The organism is Mycobacterium sp. NPDC050041, assembly GCF_049541695.1.
In the GTDB taxonomy this organism is placed as follows: domain Bacteria; phylum Actinomycetota; class Actinomycetes; order Mycobacteriales; family Mycobacteriaceae; genus Mycobacterium.
In genome coordinates this window covers 1-15,879 of record NZ_JBMVDG010000008.1, presented here as the reverse complement: position 1 = coordinate 15,879, position 15,879 = coordinate 1, and the positions used below count along the sequence as shown (strand labels likewise).

The 15,879-nt window shown below is 70.0% G+C and carries 18 protein-coding genes; 5 read left to right on the top strand and 13 right to left on the bottom strand.

Annotated features, from left to right (window positions below):
- Positions 1-86: 86 nt before the first annotated feature.
- Positions 87-938, bottom strand: a complete 852-nt coding sequence (locus tag ACPCHZ_RS22090; RefSeq protein ID WP_423486706.1) for an LLM class F420-dependent oxidoreductase — start codon at positions 936-938, stop codon at positions 87-89.
- A 38-nt stretch (positions 939-976) separates the two neighbouring features.
- On the bottom strand, positions 977-1,330 hold the full coding sequence (locus tag ACPCHZ_RS22085; protein ID WP_423486705.1) for a hypothetical protein: 354 nt from the start codon (positions 1,328-1,330) through the stop codon (positions 977-979).
- Positions 1,331-1,424: 94 nt separating this feature from the next.
- On the opposite strand from ACPCHZ_RS22085, the gene ACPCHZ_RS22080 reads away from it, so the two are divergent.
- Entirely contained in the window at positions 1,425-2,429 is a 1,005-nt protein-coding gene (locus ACPCHZ_RS22080; protein ID WP_423486704.1) for a PHP domain-containing protein, read from the top strand.
- On the opposite strand, the gene ACPCHZ_RS22075 is transcribed toward ACPCHZ_RS22080, so the two are convergent.
- The 3 genes from ACPCHZ_RS22075 to ACPCHZ_RS22065 form a co-directional block, all read right to left on the bottom strand.
- Positions 2,419-3,231: a TIGR03620 family F420-dependent LLM class oxidoreductase gene (locus tag ACPCHZ_RS22075; protein ID WP_423486703.1), complete on the bottom strand. Its 813-nt coding sequence runs from the start codon at positions 3,229-3,231 to the stop codon at positions 2,419-2,421. The two genes, ACPCHZ_RS22080 and ACPCHZ_RS22075, sit on opposite strands and share 11 nt — an antisense overlap.
- A 47-nt stretch (positions 3,232-3,278) precedes the next feature.
- Positions 3,279-4,457, bottom strand: coding sequence for a DNA polymerase IV (gene dinB, locus ACPCHZ_RS22070; protein ID WP_423486901.1), 1,179 nt, complete (start codon positions 4,455-4,457; stop codon positions 3,279-3,281).
- 87 nt (positions 4,458-4,544) lie between these two features.
- Positions 4,545-5,177: a TetR/AcrR family transcriptional regulator gene (locus ACPCHZ_RS22065; RefSeq protein ID WP_423486702.1), complete on the bottom strand. Its 633-nt coding sequence runs from the start codon at positions 5,175-5,177 to the stop codon at positions 4,545-4,547.
- Positions 5,178-5,254: 77 nt separating this feature from the next.
- Between ACPCHZ_RS22065 and ACPCHZ_RS22060 the strand changes: the two genes are divergently transcribed.
- Entirely contained in the window at positions 5,255-6,724 is a 1,470-nt protein-coding gene (locus tag ACPCHZ_RS22060) for a flavin-containing monooxygenase (protein ID WP_423486701.1), read from the top strand.
- 50 nt (positions 6,725-6,774) lie between these two features.
- On the opposite strand, the gene rraA is transcribed toward ACPCHZ_RS22060, so the two are convergent.
- From rraA to ACPCHZ_RS22035, 5 genes are all read right to left on the bottom strand, one after another.
- On the bottom strand, positions 6,775-7,254 hold the full coding sequence (gene rraA / locus ACPCHZ_RS22055) for a ribonuclease E activity regulator RraA (protein WP_423486700.1): 480 nt from the start codon (positions 7,252-7,254) through the stop codon (positions 6,775-6,777).
- Positions 7,255-7,287: 33 nt separating this feature from the next.
- Positions 7,288-7,812 carry a hypothetical protein gene (locus ACPCHZ_RS22050; protein ID WP_423486699.1) on the bottom strand — a complete coding sequence of 175 codons (525 nt, stop codon included), beginning with the start codon at positions 7,810-7,812 and terminating at the stop codon, positions 7,288-7,290.
- A 94-nt stretch (positions 7,813-7,906) separates the two neighbouring features.
- Positions 7,907-8,845 carry a CopD family protein gene (locus tag ACPCHZ_RS22045; RefSeq protein ID WP_423486698.1) on the bottom strand — a complete coding sequence of 313 codons (939 nt, stop codon included), beginning with the start codon at positions 8,843-8,845 and terminating at the stop codon, positions 7,907-7,909.
- Positions 8,842-9,369, bottom strand: coding sequence for a copper resistance CopC family protein (locus ACPCHZ_RS22040; RefSeq protein ID WP_423486697.1), 528 nt, complete (start codon positions 9,367-9,369; stop codon positions 8,842-8,844). Before ACPCHZ_RS22040 ends, ACPCHZ_RS22045 begins: the two co-directional genes overlap by 4 nt.
- A gap of 5 nt (positions 9,370-9,374) precedes the next feature.
- A complete protein-coding gene (locus ACPCHZ_RS22035) occupies positions 9,375-10,031 on the bottom strand; it encodes a DUF6474 family protein (protein WP_423486696.1) in 657 nt (218 codons plus the stop codon).
- A 213-nt stretch (positions 10,032-10,244) separates the two neighbouring features.
- On the opposite strand from ACPCHZ_RS22035, the gene ACPCHZ_RS22030 reads away from it, so the two are divergent.
- The 3 genes from ACPCHZ_RS22030 (at position 10,245) to ACPCHZ_RS22020 (ending at position 13,230) form a co-directional block, all read left to right on the top strand.
- Positions 10,245-11,522 (top strand): hypothetical protein, encoded by a 1,278-nt coding sequence (locus tag ACPCHZ_RS22030; protein WP_423486695.1) that lies wholly within the window; start codon positions 10,245-10,247, stop codon positions 11,520-11,522.
- Positions 11,523-11,584: 62 nt separating this feature from the next.
- Entirely contained in the window at positions 11,585-12,076 is a 492-nt protein-coding gene (locus ACPCHZ_RS22025; protein ID WP_364982607.1) for an ImmA/IrrE family metallo-endopeptidase, read from the top strand.
- On the top strand, positions 12,073-13,230 hold the full coding sequence (locus tag ACPCHZ_RS22020) for a hypothetical protein (protein WP_423486694.1): 1,158 nt from the start codon (positions 12,073-12,075) through the stop codon (positions 13,228-13,230). Before ACPCHZ_RS22025 ends, ACPCHZ_RS22020 begins: the two co-directional genes overlap by 4 nt.
- Before the next feature lie 49 nt (positions 13,231-13,279).
- Here the strand turns inward: ACPCHZ_RS22020 and ACPCHZ_RS22015 are convergent, their stop codons facing one another.
- The 3 genes from ACPCHZ_RS22015 to ACPCHZ_RS22005 form a co-directional block, all read right to left on the bottom strand.
- Entirely contained in the window at positions 13,280-13,678 is a 399-nt protein-coding gene (locus ACPCHZ_RS22015) for a helix-turn-helix transcriptional regulator (protein ID WP_364982613.1), read from the bottom strand.
- A gap of 438 nt (positions 13,679-14,116) precedes the next feature.
- Positions 14,117-14,836, bottom strand: a complete 720-nt coding sequence (locus ACPCHZ_RS22010; protein WP_423486693.1) for a TMEM165/GDT1 family protein — start codon at positions 14,834-14,836, stop codon at positions 14,117-14,119.
- 258 nt (positions 14,837-15,094) lie between these two features.
- Positions 15,095-15,628, bottom strand: a complete 534-nt coding sequence (locus ACPCHZ_RS22005; protein ID WP_264014275.1) for a peptidase — start codon at positions 15,626-15,628, stop codon at positions 15,095-15,097.
- Positions 15,629-15,879 lie beyond the last annotated feature (251 nt).

Sequence of the window (15,879 nt, the reverse complement as noted above, 5' to 3'; positions counted from 1 at the left end):
GTTATCGCTTCGTGATCGTCATTGCTGCGGCCCCAGAAACCGGCGGTGACGCCGATCCCTCGCTATTGCTGAGCCGACCGAGCGCGTCAGCCGGTGAGCAGTCCGGAATCCCGGATCGCCTCGGCCAGCGGTTCCAGCACCGCGGTGTCGTACGGCGGCGGTAGATAGATGATGGCGAGATCGAGACCCTCCGCGCCGAGTGCGATGCAGTCCTCGATCAGCGCGCGGTAGTTCCGGTCCTCGCCGAGCCGGACGTGCGCCGAGAGGGTGATCTCCTTGGGGTCGCGGCCGATGTCGTTGCACCGGGCGGCCAGCACGTCCCGCTTCTGGGCGAACTCCGCCGGCGTACCGCCGACGAAATTCCAGTGGTCGGCGTACTTCGCGGTGATCGGCAGCGTGCGCTTCTCGCCGCTGCCACCGATGCAGATCGGCGGATGGGGCTGCTGCGGGCCCTTCGGCTCGTTACGGGCGTCCTTGAGCTGGTAGTACTTGCCGTCGAACGTCGTCGTCTCCTTGGACAGCAGGCTGGTCAACACCTCACAGGCCTCCTCGAAGCGGTCGAACCGCTCCTTGAGGCTGCCCAGTTCGATGCCGTAGGCGCCCGACTCCTCCTCGTTCCAGCCTGCCCCGATGCCCAGTTCGAGCCGGCCATTGGAGATGACGTCGAGGGCCGCGGCCATGTTGGCGAGCACGGCGGGATGCCGGTAGTGGATACCGGTGACGAGCACACCGACCCGAAGCCGGGTGGTGGCCTGCGCGAGCGCGGTCAGCGTGACCCAGCCTTCGAGGCACGGCCCGGTGGAGTCGGAGAAGATCGGATAGAAGTGGTCGAACGTCCAGCCGGACTCGTAGACGTCGATCCCGTCGGCCACCTGCCAGATCGGCAGCATCTCGGCCCAGGTGGTGTTCTGCGGTGAGGTCTTGAAGGCGAATCGCACGTTGTCCGAGCGTAGTCGCGTCGGCTGTGAGCCGCCGGTCAGTCGGCGAGGGCGTAGCGATCGGCGAACAGCGCGGCCCTCGCCGCCAGCACCGACTCCGGACTCGGCAGGCCGACCTGGCGTTCGAGCAGGTTGCGGGTGGCGACGACGTCGTGGCCGAGCTCGGCCATGTAACCCGCGATCACGACGTGCTGCGCGGCCATCGACTGCTGCCGGGCCAGCGCCGCGATCACCACGATCTCCTCGGCCAGTTCGGCTTCGGTCATCTCGACGACGCGCGGCGCCAGTGCGACGCCGACGAGGTGGCCGCCGAACGTGACGGTGGCGGACACGCTGTCGTGCGGATTGCTCGCCGTGAACAGCAGCGGCCGGCCGTCGGTTTCGCCGTCCACATCACCCCCTCGTCTCCCGATCGAGCGTATGGCAGCCCCGGCCGCCCCCTGCGCGGCAGTTTCGTGCGCCGGGCGCGGCGGGCACACTGGAGGCATGGATCCGGTGACCGCCCTGCGCCAGATTGCGTACTACAAAGACCGGGCCCGGGAGGACTCCCGGCGGGTGATGGCCTACCGGAACGCCGCCGACATCGTCGAGCGGCTGACCGATGCGGAGCGCGAGCGGCACGGCACCGCCAACAGCTGGCAGTCGCTGCCCGGCGTCGGTCCTAAGACCGCCAAGGTGATCGCCCAGGCCTGGGCGGGCGGCGAACCCGACGCCCTGGTCGAATTACGGGACAACGCAGCCGATCTCGGGGGTGGCGAGATCAGGGCCGCGCTGCGCGGTGACCTGCACGTGCACTCCAACTGGTCGGACGGTTCAGCGCCGATCGAGGAGATGATGCTGGCCGCCCGCGACCTCGGCCACGAATATTGCGCGCTCACCGATCACTCGCCGAGGCTGACCATCGCCAACGGGCTGTCGCCGGACCGGCTGCGCAAACAGCTCGACGTCATCGACGAACTCCGCGAACGTGTTGCGCCGCTTCGGATCCTCACCGGCATCGAGGTCGACATCCTCGAGGACGGTTCCCTCGACCAGGAGCCGGAGCTGCTCGAGCGCCTCGACGTGGTGGTCGCCAGCGTGCATTCGAAGCTCGCGATGGACGCGCCGTCGATGACGCGCCGGATGATCAAGGCGGTGTCCAACCCGCACGCCGACGTCCTCGGGCACTGCACCGGCCGGCTGGTCACCGGGGGTCGCGGCATGCGCCCCGAGTCGAAGTTCGACGCCGAGAAGGTGTTCACCGCATGCCTCGAGAACGGCACCGCCGTCGAGATCAACTCCCGCCCCGAACGCCGTGACCCGCCCACCCGGCTGCTCGAGCTCGCCTTCGACATCGGTTGCCTGTTCTCCATCGACACCGACTCCCACGCTCCCGGCCAGCTCGACTTCCTCGGCTACGGCGCGCAGCGCGCGCTCGATGCCGGGGTTCCGGCGGAACGCATCGTCAACACGTGGTCGGCCGACGACCTGCTGGAGTGGACTACCAGCTGAGTACGGGCGCGAGGAGTCGGGCCGCTTCTGAGCCGACCGGCCGGCCGGGTCCACCGAGCACCGTCAGCTGGACGTGGTCGGCACCGGCGACCAGGAGCGTGCGGGCGTGGGCGGCGACGCGCTCCGGTGCACCCCATGCGACGAGCTCGTCGATCAGCGCATCGCTCAGCGTGGCGACGTCCTCGTCGGAGAAGCTCTGGCGCCGAAACGAATTGATGTAGGGCGCCAGCGTGGCCAGGAAGCCCAGCGGTTCCCGGGCGGCCGCCCGCGCCGCCACGGGGTCGTCGTCGAGCACCGCGTAGAGCCCCACCACGAGGGTCCGGTCCGCGCCGAGACGTTGCCGCGCCGCGGCGGTGTACGCCGCAGTGAAGAGGCCACCGATCGCGCCGGCGAAGCGGTCCCGCGCGATGTCGAGCGCCTTGGGGCCGAAGGCGGCGAGCAGGCGTCGCCGCTGCGGGACCGGCGCGGTGGCGGCGTCGAGCGCGTCGACGTACCCATGGACCGCCGCCAGCGGTCGGGAGCGCTGCGGCGAGCCGAGTCCGACGAGCAGCCGCCCCGGCGCGGCGAGTTCCGCGCGGCGGAAGAAAGTGGTCACGGCGTCGGGGTCGTATACGTCCGGCGGGATGATCGTCGGCGCCACGACCGCATGCTCGGTGGACGCGATCACCTCGGTGAGGCGGTCGAGCCGGTCGAGTTGACCGCCGTTGACCCACAGCGTCCGGTACCCCGCCCGTTCGATCTCGGCAGGCGCGCTCGCGCGGCCGACGTCGACGGAGAAGCCGTACGGTCCCAGTGCATCCATGTCGCCGACGGTAGGACCTCAATGATCCTTGAGGTCAACCTCCTGATTCAGTCCGGCAGGTGCGGCACCTCCAGCCCGGGATCGCGCCCGACGAGCACACCCCTGGTGAGCGCGGCGTTGCCGTACCGGGTGCGGACCTGGTCCATCGCACTGTCCAACGCGATCGGGTCGGCGACCGCACCGAACGGCAGCTCCAGCTGCTGCGCACCGGCGGAGTCGATGTTCGTCACCGCGAACCCCACCAGCGTCAGCCCACGTTCGGCGGTCAGCGGCGCCGCGGCGGCGACGAGCTCCCGTGCCGCTGCGAGGACGGCCTCGGTGGACGCCGTCGCCCGCGGCATCGTCAGCGAGCGGGTGGCGCGGCCGAAGTCGTCGAACCGCAGCCGCAGCACCACCGTGCGGCCGGTGCGGCCCGCCTTGCGCATCCGGCGGGTGATGCGATCGACGAGATTGACCACGACGGCGTCGACCTCGGCGGCCGACATGGTGTTGCCCGCCCGACCGAGCGCCCGCTGCGCGCCCACCGAGCGGCGCCGCACGCCCGTCACCACCCGGCGCCGGTCGATGTTGCGCGACAGCGCGTAGAGCTGGCGGCCCATCGCCCCACCGACCATCGACGCGAGGGTGGCTTCGTTCAGCTCGGCGACGTCGGCCACCGTCTGGATGCCGTGCGCGTGCAGCTTCTCGGCGGTCTTCGCGCCGACCCCCCACAGCCGGCGCACCGGCAGCGGATGCAGGAACGCCAACTCCCGGTCGGGCGGCACCAGCAGCAGGCCGTCCGGCTTGGCCTCCTGGCTCGCCACCTTGGCGAGGAACTTGGTGCGCGCGATGCCGACGGTGATCGGCAGCCCGACCTCGTCACGCACCCGGTCCCGCAGCCGCGCGCCGATCTGCACCGGCGTGCCCGACACCCGGCCCAGCCCGCCTACATCCAGGAACGCCTCGTCGACCGAGAGCGGCTCGACTAGCGGGGTGGTGTCCCGGAACACCTCGAACACGTCGTCGCTGGCCTGCGAGTACGCCGACATCCGGGGCGGCACCACCACCGCGTGGGGGCACAGTCGGCGGGCCTGGTGGCCGCCCATCGCCGTGCGCACCCCGTAAGCCTTGGCCTCATAGCTCGCCGCGAGCACGACCCCGCCGCCGACGAGGACGGGCCGACCACGTAGCGCGGGGTCGTCACGCTGCTCGACCGATGCGTAGAACGAGTCGAGATCGGCGTGCATGATGGTCGCCGCGCCGCTTCTACGCGCCGCGCCGCTTCGCTCCTGCCCGCCGGACACGAACACATGTTCGCATGAGGGTCCGACGCGTCAGCCGCATTCCCCGTAGACGGCGCAGGTCCAGACGTGCACCAGTGAATCGAGCACCCGCTCGGTCGGGATCGCCGGCGTCTCCTGGGCGAACGCCGCCAGCAGGGTGCGTTCGTTCATCAGGTTCAGCGCGGTGGCGATGTCGCGCGCCGGGATGGTGTTCGGCGCGGCGTTGCGGTTGCGCTCGGCCTCGATGGTGGCCGCGGTGAAGTCGATCCACTTCTGCATGAATGTCGAGAACACGCCGCGGATCTCGGCGTTGTCAGAGCTGGACGCCGCAATGGTCACCCCGCGGTGCGCGCCGAAGGTGTCGAAGAAGACCTTGATGCCGGGCCGCCAGACGTCGCGACCGTCGGGCGCCTGCGCCGCCGACGCCTCCAGTGCGGTGTCGGCCTCCCGGATCACCCGTTCCCACAGCGTGAGCAGCACCGCCTCTTTCGAGGGGAAGTAGAAGTAGAACGTGGGTCGGGAGATGCCTGCGCCCCTGGCCAGGTCGTCGACCGAGATCCCGGCGAACCCGCGCTCGTCGAGCAGACGCTCGGCGGTCGCCAGGATGGCCTGCTCACGGTCGTCACCCGAGGGGCGAGCGGGGCGGCGGCCACGCGACGCGCGGGCCTGGCTGGCAGTGGTCACGACGGTGACTTTACACGGTGTCGACAATTCTCGACACACTGTTGACCAACTCAACACTGTGTTGATACCTTGACACCATGACCGAATTTGTCGACGTTGTCATCGTGGGAGCCGGCATCTCCGGCATCAGCGCGGCCTGGCATCTGCAGAACCAGAACCCCGGTAAGAGCTACGCGATCCTCGAGCGTCGGGAAAGGCTCGGCGGGACCTGGGATCTGTTCAAGTACCCGGGCATCCGTTCGGACTCCGACATGTACACCCTCGGATTCCACTTCAAGCCGTGGGCGACCGACCAGATGATCGCCGACGGCCCCTCGATCTGGAACTACCTGAACGAGGCCGCCACCGAGAACGGCATCGACAAGCACATGCGGTACGGCCACAAGGTCGTCGCCGCCAACTGGTCGGATGACGACAGCCGGTGGGAGCTCACCATCGAGCGCGGCGGCGAGCAGATCGAGCTCCACGCCGGCTTCCTGTGGGCCTGCAGCGGCTACTACAACTACGACGAGGGCTTCTCCCCGGAGTTCCCCGGCGCCGACGAGTTCGGCGGCACGGTCGTGCACCCCCAGCACTGGCCGGAGGATCTGGACTACCAGGGCAAGAAGGTCGTCGTGATCGGCAGCGGCGCCACCGCCATCACCCTGATCCCCGCGCTGATCGACAACGGCGCCGGTCACGTCACGATGCTGCAGCGCACACCCACCTACATCGGATCGCTGCCCGACAAGGATCCGTTCGCCAAGCGGGCCTACCGGCTGCTTCCGGAGAAGCCGGCCTACACCGCGGTGCGCTGGAAGGCGATCCTGCAGGCCACGGCGCAGTACCAGCTCGCCCGTGCGCTGCCGAACGTCTTCCGGAAGTTGTTGCGCACCATGGCCGAACGGCGCCTGCCGGAGGGTTACGACTACGACAGGCACTTCAGCCCGGACTACAAGCCGTGGGATCAGCGCGTGTGCCTGGCCCCCAACGGCGACATCTTCAAGGCCATCCGCAAGGGCAAGGCCGACGTCGTCACCGATGCCATCGAGACGTTCACCGCCGACGGCATCCTGCTGAAGTCCGGCGAGCGCATCGAGGCCGACATCATCGTCACCGCAACCGGATTGAACGTACAGTTCTTCGGCGGCGCGAAGGTATCCCGCAACGGCGCACCGCTGGATCTCGCGGACACCGTGGCCTACAAGGGCATGATGCTCTCCGGTGTGCCGAACATGGCGTTCACCTTCGGCTACACCAACGCGTCGTGGACGCTCAAGGCCGACCTGACCTCGGAGTACGTCAGCCGTCTGCTCAGCTTCATGGGCGAGAAGGACTACGTCACCGTGGAACCGCGCGAACCCGGCAGCGATATCGAGCGGTTGCCGTTCGTCGACTTGAGCTCGGGTTACATCAAGCGGGCCCTCGACACGTTGCCGAAGTCGGGTTCCGAGACGCCGTGGCGGCTCAAGCAGAACTACCTGGTCGACCTGCGGGTCATCCGCAACGGCAAGATCGACGACGGCACACTGGAATTCAGCAAGCTGCGGGCGTCCGTCTCGGCCTGACGACCCCCGCACACGGAAAGCCCCCGACCTGTGTCGGGGGCTTTTCCGCGCTACTGGCCGACCACCACCACGCCGTCGTCGTCGCTGTAGGCGATGTCGCCGGGCACGAACGTCACACCGCCGAACTCCACGGCCACATCACGCTCGCCGGCACCGGTCTTCGAACTCTTGCGGGGGTTGGTGCCCAGCGCCTTGATCCCGATGTCGAGGGTGCGCAGCACCGCGGCGTCGCGCACCGCGCCGTTGATGATCAGCCCGGCCCAGCCGTTGTCCCGGCCCAGCGCGGCGATGACGTCGCCGACCAGCGCGGTGTGCACCGACCCGTCGCCGTCGATCACCAGGACGCCGCCGTCGCCCGGTTCGGACAGCACCGACTTGAGCAGGGCGTTGTCCTGGAAACAACGCACTGTGGTGATCGGGCCTGCGAATTCTGCCCGGCCGCCGAACTGCCGCAGCTGCAGATCGCAGCTGCGGACGTCGGGGCCGATGTCGTCGACGAGGTCAGCGGTGGCGCGCGGTGCGATGGTCACCCGCCGATTATCTCAGCCCGGTCGCGTGCCGCGTCAGTCGTCGTCGGCGTACCGGCGTGCGATCAGCACGAGCAGGATCGCCAGGACGCCGGCGGCGACGGCCGCGGCGACCGGCATCCGAGACACCTCCGCCGACCTCAACGGCATCGGCACCGCGCCCGACACCGGGTTGGCGGCCGTGGCAACCGTCGACTTCGCTTGAGCCGCAGCCTCTTTGGCCGCGGCGGCGATGTCGGAGGCGGACGGCGTCGGCAGGGCGGGCTCCGGTTGCACCGGGGTCGCGGCAGCCGATGCGGCCTCAGGAGCAGCGGCCTTCGCCGGCGGCGCTTTCTTCGCGGGGGCCTTCTTCACGGCCTTGGCGGGAGCCTTCTTCGCCGGCGCCTTCTTGGCGGGCGTCTTCTTGGCCACGGCCTTCTTGGCGGGGGCCTTCTTCGCCGGAGACTTCCCGGCGGGCTGCACCGGCGGCGGAGCGGGATCAGCTGCGCCCGACAACGGCGGGGGAGCGGCCGGTACGGCGGCATCCGGGGTCTGATCGGGGCGACCCTGCTGGTCTGCCATTCGGCTGCTCCTTTGCGGTGTCTCTAGCCTCGTGCGCGATCGCGTGAGTGTCGAAGCCGGCAGTGGTGCCCATCATGCCAGGCCGGATCGGCGGTCAACCCGTCACTGCCAGCGCGGCGGCCAGGGCCAGCGCCACGGCCATGATTGCCAACTCGATGAGCGAACGGGTCCGGGACAGTCCGGCCGTCGCGCGGTGCGCTCGTGCCGCCGGGAGCCACCCGGCCCGGTTCCGCCACGCCAGCGCCATCAACGCGGCGGTGACCACGATCTTCGCCGACAGCACGCGACCGTATCCGGTCGAATAGAACGCCTCCCACGAATCCACGGCCGCCACCGCACCGGCGGTCCCGGCTGCCAGCAGCACCGCCACACAGATCAACGACAGCGCGGAGAACCGCGGCAGCACCCGGGCCCACCGCCCGCGGTGCCCGACCGTGAGGACCAGTGCGGCGAGGGCACCGCACCACACCGCGGCGGCCAGCGCGTGGACCGCCACCGCCACCCCGCCCCACGGACTCTCCGAGAGGTGGCCCGCGAGTGTCCGGGCGGTCAGTCCGGCGGCCGCCAACCCACCCGCCGCGACAGCGGTCGCCGCCGTCCGCGGTGCGGCCAGTGCGATCAGGCCGACGGCCAGCGCCGCCGCGATGCTGAACAGGCCTGCCCGCCCGACGGTCGTCTGCAGCGAGAACTGCACGAAGTCACGCACGCCGACCCGGTTCAGCGGTAGCGCCGCCGCCTGCGCGGTCACCACGATCAGACGCACCACCTCCGCCAGCAGCCAGACGGCCGCGGTCACCCCGAGTGGGGTCGCCGACGAGCGGACGAGTTCGTCGCGGTGTCTGCCGTCGTCGAGCATCGGCACGACCGTCAAGCCGAGAGTGACCACCGCCGCGGAGTCGGCCACGGCACGCACCGTCGACGCGGCCAGCGAGTTCGACGGCTGGCCCAGCGCCCACGCGAGCACCGAGGCCGCCACCACGACGAGCGCACCGGTGACCGCCACGCGACCGCCGACGATCGCGGGTGCGGTCACGTCCGGCGCCGCACCGCCCACCACACGCCCGCGCCGAGGACGAGGGCACCGCCCACCACGAACGGCCAGACGGGAACGCCGCGATCGGGCGGAGCGGCGGGAGTGGCGGTCGCCGAGGGGCCCGGTGTGCCGGTGCCGGCCACGTCGAGCGCGAACGACCATGATCCGTTCACCACGTGTCCGTCGGCCGAGGTCAGCCGGTAGTTGACGGTGTAGGTGCCGGCCGGACCCAACGGCCGCACCCCCACACTCACCTCGGCGTCGGCGACCTCGGGTTCGCCCGTCGACCAGAGATTCCCGTCGGGGCCGACGACGGTCATCGCGGCGAACGCCTTCTGCATCGGCTCGTTGAACGTCGCGGTGACCCGCTGCGGCGACGCGGTGAGGACGGTGTCCTCGGTGGGGTCGGCGGCGATGCGGGCCGCGTGCGCGGCGGCCGGCCCTGCGCCCGTGAACGCCAGCGCCGCGAGCACGAGGGTCACCAGGGCGGTCAGCGCGTACAGGCGCATCGGCGGGTGCGGCATCGTCGTCAGACGACGCCCAGGCGCGCCATCAGGTCGGCGTCGATCCCGTCGAGCTGGGTGGCGATGGCCGAGTGTGCGGCCCGCCGACGCGTCGTCGGCATGTTCTCCGCGGCCGTGACCGCGGCCGACAGGTCGCTGAGCCGCTCGGTGATCGCGGCGACGAACTGTTTGGTCTCGGCGTCCTTGGGCTTCTTCTGCGCGACCAGCCGCAGGGACTGCTCCGCCCCGGTGATGCGCGCCGACAGTTCGGCGCCGTGTCCTGAGAATTGGCCGAGCTGGCTGAGCGGGACGCCGAGGCGGTCGGCGCGGCGCTCGTCGACGAGCCCGCGCGCGGAGATGGAGGCCCGGTACACCACCGGGACGACGATCGGCGCCAGCAAACGTGCCACGGTCAGCACCCGGCGAATGCGGGTGGCGGAGAACAACTTGCCCTCCCTGGCGGCCTTGAGCTGGGTCTCAGCAACGCGCAGGGCCGCCCGGTCGCTGTCGCGCTGGGCGCGCAGCTGCGCCTTGAGCGCCCGCGTCTCGGCCTTGTTGGCGGACTTGATCCGTCGGGTCTCGTTCTTGGCCGCGAGCTTGGCCTCCATCTTGGCCTTCACCTTGATGGCCCGGGCCTCTGCCCGGCGGGTAGCGCGGCTCTTGCGTCGCTTGAACAGGGCCATCCCGGCGTGCCTCCCGGTTGATTCGTCAGTTGATGCGCGTGCGGCCACAGCGCCGCGGAACAACAGTATCGTTCGGGCGCAGCGCCGCCCTGCCGCGCCCCTGCGAGGAGCCGGGGCTATTCCTTGCAGTAGCAAACCATCACCTCGGACTATGCGACAATCGGTGCACCGCCAGAGAGGCCGGCGGACGGGGCGACGAGGGGTGGTGGCGCAGTGGGCTCGCGCGTTCGCGTCGCCACATCGGCCGGCCTGGTCGCTTCCGGCCTGTTCCTCACTGGTCTGGGCGGAGCACTCGCGTTTGCCGACTCGGACCACGGCCCCGGCGGCGACGGCCGGCCGTCGCAGGACGCCCGCGGCGATGACCGCGGCGACAACCCCGATCGGCCCGGTCGCGACGGCCCCGGCCGTGAAGGGCCCGACCGCGGCGACGACGGACCGAGGGGTCCCGGCCGCGGCGACGGACCGGGGGGTCCTGGCGGCGGCGACGACGGCCCAGGCGGCCCCGGCCGCGGTGAGAACGGCCCGGGCGGACCCGGCCACGGGTCGGGCGGACCACGCCCCGGTCACCCGGGCCCGACGAGGCCCGGTTCCGGCGAGGAGCATGATGGCGACTGGGGGCACGGCCATCCGGGACATCCTGGCTGGCCGGGTGGCCACGGTCCGACGAAGCCGACCAAACCGACGAAGCCCACCGAGCCGACGGGTTCGACCGAGCCGACAGAGCCCTCGGGTTCGACCGAGCCGACAGAGCCGACCGATACGACCGATCCGTCGGAGACCACCGATCCGTCTGAGACCACCGATCCGTCTGAGACCACCGATCCGTCCGAAACCACGGACCCGTCCGAAACTACGGATCCGTCTGAGACCACCGACCCGTCCGAGACCACCGACCCGCCGACGACCACCGTGCGGCCCACGTCTGACGGCTCGGGCGGTGGCGATGGCGACGGATCGCAGGGCTCAGGACAGCCCGAACCGCCGGACGAGGAGACTCCGCCGGTCGGTGAGCCCGAGCCCGAACCGCATGTGCTCGACGCGGCGCCCGGCATCGGCGCGCTCGCCCAGGCGCCCATGGCGCCGATCGCCATGCCGATCATCGTTCCGCCGATCGTGGTGCCGCCGGTCGCCCTGCCGCCCCTCGTCGCACCGCCGGGACTGGGTTTCGGTGGCGGGTCCGGTGGCCCGGGAGGGCCTCGTGGTCCGAACCCGGGTTCCGGTCCGCGCGAGGTGAACAGCGATCCGCGCACCGGACGTCAGCCCGAGGTGCCGGTACGCGGTGGTGACCCCGGGGTGCCGCCCGCGACGACGTTCCGGGTCGGATACGTGGAATACCTGCGAACTGCGGGTATGTCTCAGATCGCAGCGGTGGCGGTGCCTGGTGTCGCGGGGATCCTGGTTCTCACCGGCGCGGGGGGACTCGTCGGTTACCGGCAGGCGAAGGCCGGCCGGGCGGTGCGCAGCGCCGGTACTGCGCGGTTCGTCGAATAGTCACGGACGCCCGCCGAAGACAAGGCGGCGGGCACATAGGGATTGAGTCGAGAGGGGGTTCCATGCCTGCAAGCCGTCGCGTGACGCGTGCAGTGAGTGCTGTGCTCGATCTTGCGCCTCGCCGGGGCGAGGTGTCGTTGACCCGTCTGGTCCAGGCGGTCAGCGAGGATCGCGGGCGTCCCATCGAACTCAAGACCGCCGAACTGCCTCCCGGTGTGTGCGGCCAGTGGCGGCAATACACCGACCGCGACGTCTTCCTGTTGCAGAACGGCCTGCCGGCGTGGGATCGCACCCTCGCTCACGAGCTCGGCCATCTCGTCCTGGGCCACGAGGGGATGCCGGTCGCCGAGGCGGCACGCGCCACCGCCGAGGTCGCCAGCTCCGAACTGATCGGCTACATGCTCAATCAGCGCACCGGGTGCATGGGACCCAGCGGCGAGGACGCCGAACAGGAGGCCGAGGACTTCGCGGCACTGCTCATCTACCGGCTCGGACGCCTGCCCTCGGACCGTTCCTCGATAGTGCAGGTGCGGCTCGGAGAGGCGTTTGGTTGATCATCTGGGTGATCGCCGGGCTGCTCGGCCTGGCGACCGGACTTCGCATCGGATGGGCCCTGGTCAACAAGCAGTCGTTGGTCAGCACCGCGATGATCCTTGCGCTCGGCAGCCTGGGCCTGGTGGCGGCGCTGAACTGGCAGCCGCTCACCCTGCTGATCGACGACGTCCTGCACTGGCCGAACATCGCCATGGGATTCAGTCAGGTGGCGCTGATCGCCTGCGCCGCAGGCAGTTCGGTGATGATCACCACGGTCGCGTCCGGGCGTAAGGCGTCGACCACCCGGCGGCTCGCCCTGGCGCAGTACGGCATCGCGACCGTCATCGCCCTGGGCAGCCTCGGCATGTTCTTCGCCGAGGGCAAGCAGCCCCAGATGGCCCCGGAGGAGTACCTCAAGAACAACCTCGGCTCGTCGTGGCTGCCGCCACTGCTGTACGTCCTGGTGGCGCTGTCACTGGTGTCCTGGGCGGGTATCCGGCACTCCAGCCGCAGCCGACGGGGCCGGGCGCTGTTCGTGTTCACCATCGGCATCGTGCTGATCATGCTGGCGAGCGGGTTCTTCGTGGTGCGCGCCGCGGGCCAGTCGTCCATCGGCGTGGGCACCGCCGCGACGCTGCTGGGTTGCGCGATGGTGGTGGTGGCCGCCGGGTCGCTGCTGCCGAGCATCGAGGACTGGTTCGGCGCCCGCCGCGAGTTGCGGACGATCCAACCGATCCTGGCCGAACTCGGCCGTCGCCATCCCGACGTCGGGATCGGTGTCCGGCCGCGCGGCCCGTTGGTCTTCCGGGTGGCCGAGCGGATGTCGCTGATCTCCGATGCGCTGTTCCTCGAGGCCACCGTCGCCGCCAACACCAGGCACACCGTCGGCACCGAACAGGGCCGCGGTGGGAGCCTCCGGGACGACGACAGCACGATCGACGAATTGGATCTGTCCGGGGTGGATGCGCCGCAGGTACCGCCGCGGGTGCAGGCCCGCGCCATCGCGGAATGGATCTACGCGGGTCGTGCCGGTGCCACCCGCCAAGGCCGGAAGTCCTTCCCGGGTCTTGGCTGGTTGCGGCAGCCCGAGTCCTACTCGGACCGGGAGTGGATCCTGGCCATCGCCCAGGAGTACCGCGCGCTCGACAGTGCCGCCTCAGACACCGAAGACTGACGGGTCAGTCGCTTAGTTCGCCACGGGTCGGATCGGCCCCGGCGACGGGCTAACTGTCGAGATTCTCCCGGCGGCGCAGTTCGTCGACCTTCTGCGCGATGTCCTGCTGTGCCTCGGGAGACAGCCCCACCGTCCGCGCCGCAATACGGCGGATGCCCTCGTCACGCATGCTCGCGAGCCACGTCAGCTCCTTGTCGAGCTTCTCGTAGTACTCGTCGTCGGTGAAGTACGCCGGCTTGATCCGGAAGAAGTTGGCAAGGGCGGCCATGGTGGCCACCGACGGGTTCGTACGGTTGCCCGAACGGAGCTGGGACAGGTAGGGCGCTGACATGGTGATGCCCTCGGCCTTCAGTGCAGCGATCACTTCGGCCGACGTGTGAGGGCCACGTCCCGGCGGATAGACGGTGTCGAACAGCCGGTTCAGACGTGCGGCAAACGTCGTGCTCATCGAATTGACCTCCACATGCGTGACGAGCGGCGGTTTAGGCGGCGGTATTTGCTGACCATCGTAGCGACAGTTGTCCCGTCAACCAAGTGCAAACCGCCGGAAAGTTAACTTGGCTTCAGTTCCACTCGAGCCGCCGATACAGCTACCAGCGACTTTGTGTTGTGTCCGCACCCTGTCCAGATGGTGCCTGGAAGCAAATAATAACGGGTGCGTAGGCTCGGGTCAGTCGAACGTGAAACAGCAGCTCCGACGGGAAACGCCGGGTACCCGACAAGCTACCCGCGATCTGCCGCCGACGGCGGATCCAGGCGTTTGCTGTGTCTGTTGTGACGTGGCCCACTCGGCTGCGGCGCCACCGGATTCCTCCGCCGTGACCTGCACGAGCGCTTTTCGGGGTTGATACGAGGGTGGAAACGACCCCGCGGTAGCCGGGCGGGTTCAGGCCGATTCGGGCGACGATTCCAGCGGTACCGACGGCTCGGCGCCGTCGTCCGCACCGCCGCGGCGCCGGCGAAGGGCGCGCATCCCGACCACGATCGCGATCGTGACGGCGGCGCCTCCGGTGGCCGCGAACGCCACCGCCCGCCAGCCCAGCGCGGCGTCGAACAGCATCCACAGGCCGAAGAGCAGGAACAGCAGGCTGGCCACGCCGTGCAGGAAGCCCTCGGGCAGCCGCTTGTGCAGCAGCGCGCCTACCAGGATCGCGACACCGTCGGCGAGCACCATCCCGATGGTCGCGCCGATCCACACCCCGACCGCATCGTTGTCGCTGGCGAGGGCGACCGTCGCCAGCATCGTCTTGTCGCCGAGCTCGGCGAGCAGGAACGACGAGACGATCGCGAACACCACGAACCGCGGCTCGGCCACCCGCACGTCGTCGTCGGCGTCGTCGGTGCGGCCTTCTCGCCAGGTCCACACGGCGAAGAGCAGGAATGCGATCGCCGCGGCGAAGGCGATGGGGCGTTCGGGCAGCGTCATCCCCAGGAAATGGCCGATGGTGACCGACAGACCGTGGACGAGGCAGGCGGCGATGCCGACGCCGGTGAGCACCACCCACCACCGGTGCCGCAGCGCGTAGGTCATGGTGATCAGCTGCGACTTGTCGCCCAGTTCTGCGACGAACACGACCGCGAGGCTGAGGAGGGCGGCGGTGAGCACTGTGAGCACCTTTCGACACGCAGCCGGCGGGGCCGTTTGCTCACGGCTCGCCGAGCTTCCGGTCGAAGGTCTCGCCCACCGCGTCGTGCGGTTCGCGTGCCGGGCTCTCGCCAGTATGTCGACACGACGATTCGGGGCTACTCCCCTTCGCTGATGAGTAAACCCTAGCGGGCGCGCGGCGGGTACGCCACCGCCGTAGACGATTTCGGGAACCCGTACTTTCCGTTTCGATCGACTGATCGAACTATTCGAAAAGCCTTATGCGGCAAGCAGCATCGCCAGGATCGCGGTATCGGGGTGGCTGATCGGGTCGACGCCGACCCGGCTCACCATCGAGGTGACGGTGCCGTCGGACTCGGCCTCCACCCACGCGGCCCGGTGCTCGAGACCCAGATGCGGCAGGCCGGGCAGGAGTACGCATCCGGACGCCGCGCCGCTGCACTCCGGCAGCGACGGCATGGTCTCCGACGGCGGATGCAGCATCAGTAGTGCCGGCGGCTGGCGGTCCGCGAAAAACCCTGGCGGAACGGCTGATTCGCCGACGACGGTGCCCTCGGCCAGTACCAGGCCCACGGTGCCTGGTTCGGGCTCGTCGGGGAGCTCCTCCCTGACACCGAATATTGTTGTCGTGGAGAGCAATCCGGGCAGTGATGCGACGCGCACGGTGACCATCAACAGCTGCGCCCACTCCTTCGTCGAATCCGGCCACCGGCCGGACACCACGAAGCCCTTGAGCACACCTGAGGAGTGAAAGGGCGCAATCTCGATCGCCCTACCTGACCCTGTCTCCATCTCGCCTCCGGGACATCGGTGTTCGGACATTACCCCGACTCGCCTGTGGGTCGATCCGTTCAGCATGCGCCAGCGTCGGTCTGGCACGCAAGACGACACGAGTGCTAACGGCGAAGAGTCTGGTGGCGAAAACGTCCCCGAGACAGAGGCGGGGGGGGGGGGGGGGGGGGGGGGGGGGGGCGGGGGGGGGGGGGGTGGGGGGGGGGGGGGGGGGGGGGGGGGGGGGGGGGGGGGGGGGGGGGGGGGGGGGG

Bases quoted from the DNA above. Each gene is read 5' to 3' on its own strand.
- ACPCHZ_RS22075 (WP_423486703.1), bottom strand. From the start codon at position 3,231: ATGGATGCACTGGGACCGTACGGCTTCTCCGTCGACGTCGGCCGCGCG.
- ACPCHZ_RS22025 (WP_364982607.1), top strand. From the start codon at position 11,585: ATGCCTGCAAGCCGTCGCGTGACGCGTGCAGTGAGTGCTGTGCTCGAT.
- ACPCHZ_RS22060 (WP_423486701.1), top strand. From the start codon at position 5,255: ATGACCGAATTTGTCGACGTTGTCATCGTGGGAGCCGGCATCTCCGGC.
- ACPCHZ_RS22035 (WP_423486696.1), bottom strand. From the start codon at position 10,031: ATGGCCCTGTTCAAGCGACGCAAGAGCCGCGCTACCCGCCGGGCAGAG.
- ACPCHZ_RS22005 (WP_264014275.1), bottom strand. From the start codon at position 15,628: ATGGAGACAGGGTCAGGTAGGGCGATCGAGATTGCGCCCTTTCACTCC.
- ACPCHZ_RS22015 (WP_364982613.1), bottom strand. From the start codon at position 13,678: ATGAGCACGACGTTTGCCGCACGTCTGAACCGGCTGTTCGACACCGTC.
- ACPCHZ_RS22080 (WP_423486704.1), top strand. From the start codon at position 1,425: ATGGATCCGGTGACCGCCCTGCGCCAGATTGCGTACTACAAAGACCGG.
- ACPCHZ_RS22050 (WP_423486699.1), bottom strand. From the start codon at position 7,812: ATGGCAGACCAGCAGGGTCGCCCCGATCAGACCCCGGATGCCGCCGTA.
- dinB (WP_423486901.1), bottom strand. From the start codon at position 4,457: ATGCACGCCGATCTCGACTCGTTCTACGCATCGGTCGAGCAGCGTGAC.
- ACPCHZ_RS22040 (WP_423486697.1), bottom strand. From the start codon at position 9,369: ATGCCGCACCCGCCGATGCGCCTGTACGCGCTGACCGCCCTGGTGACC.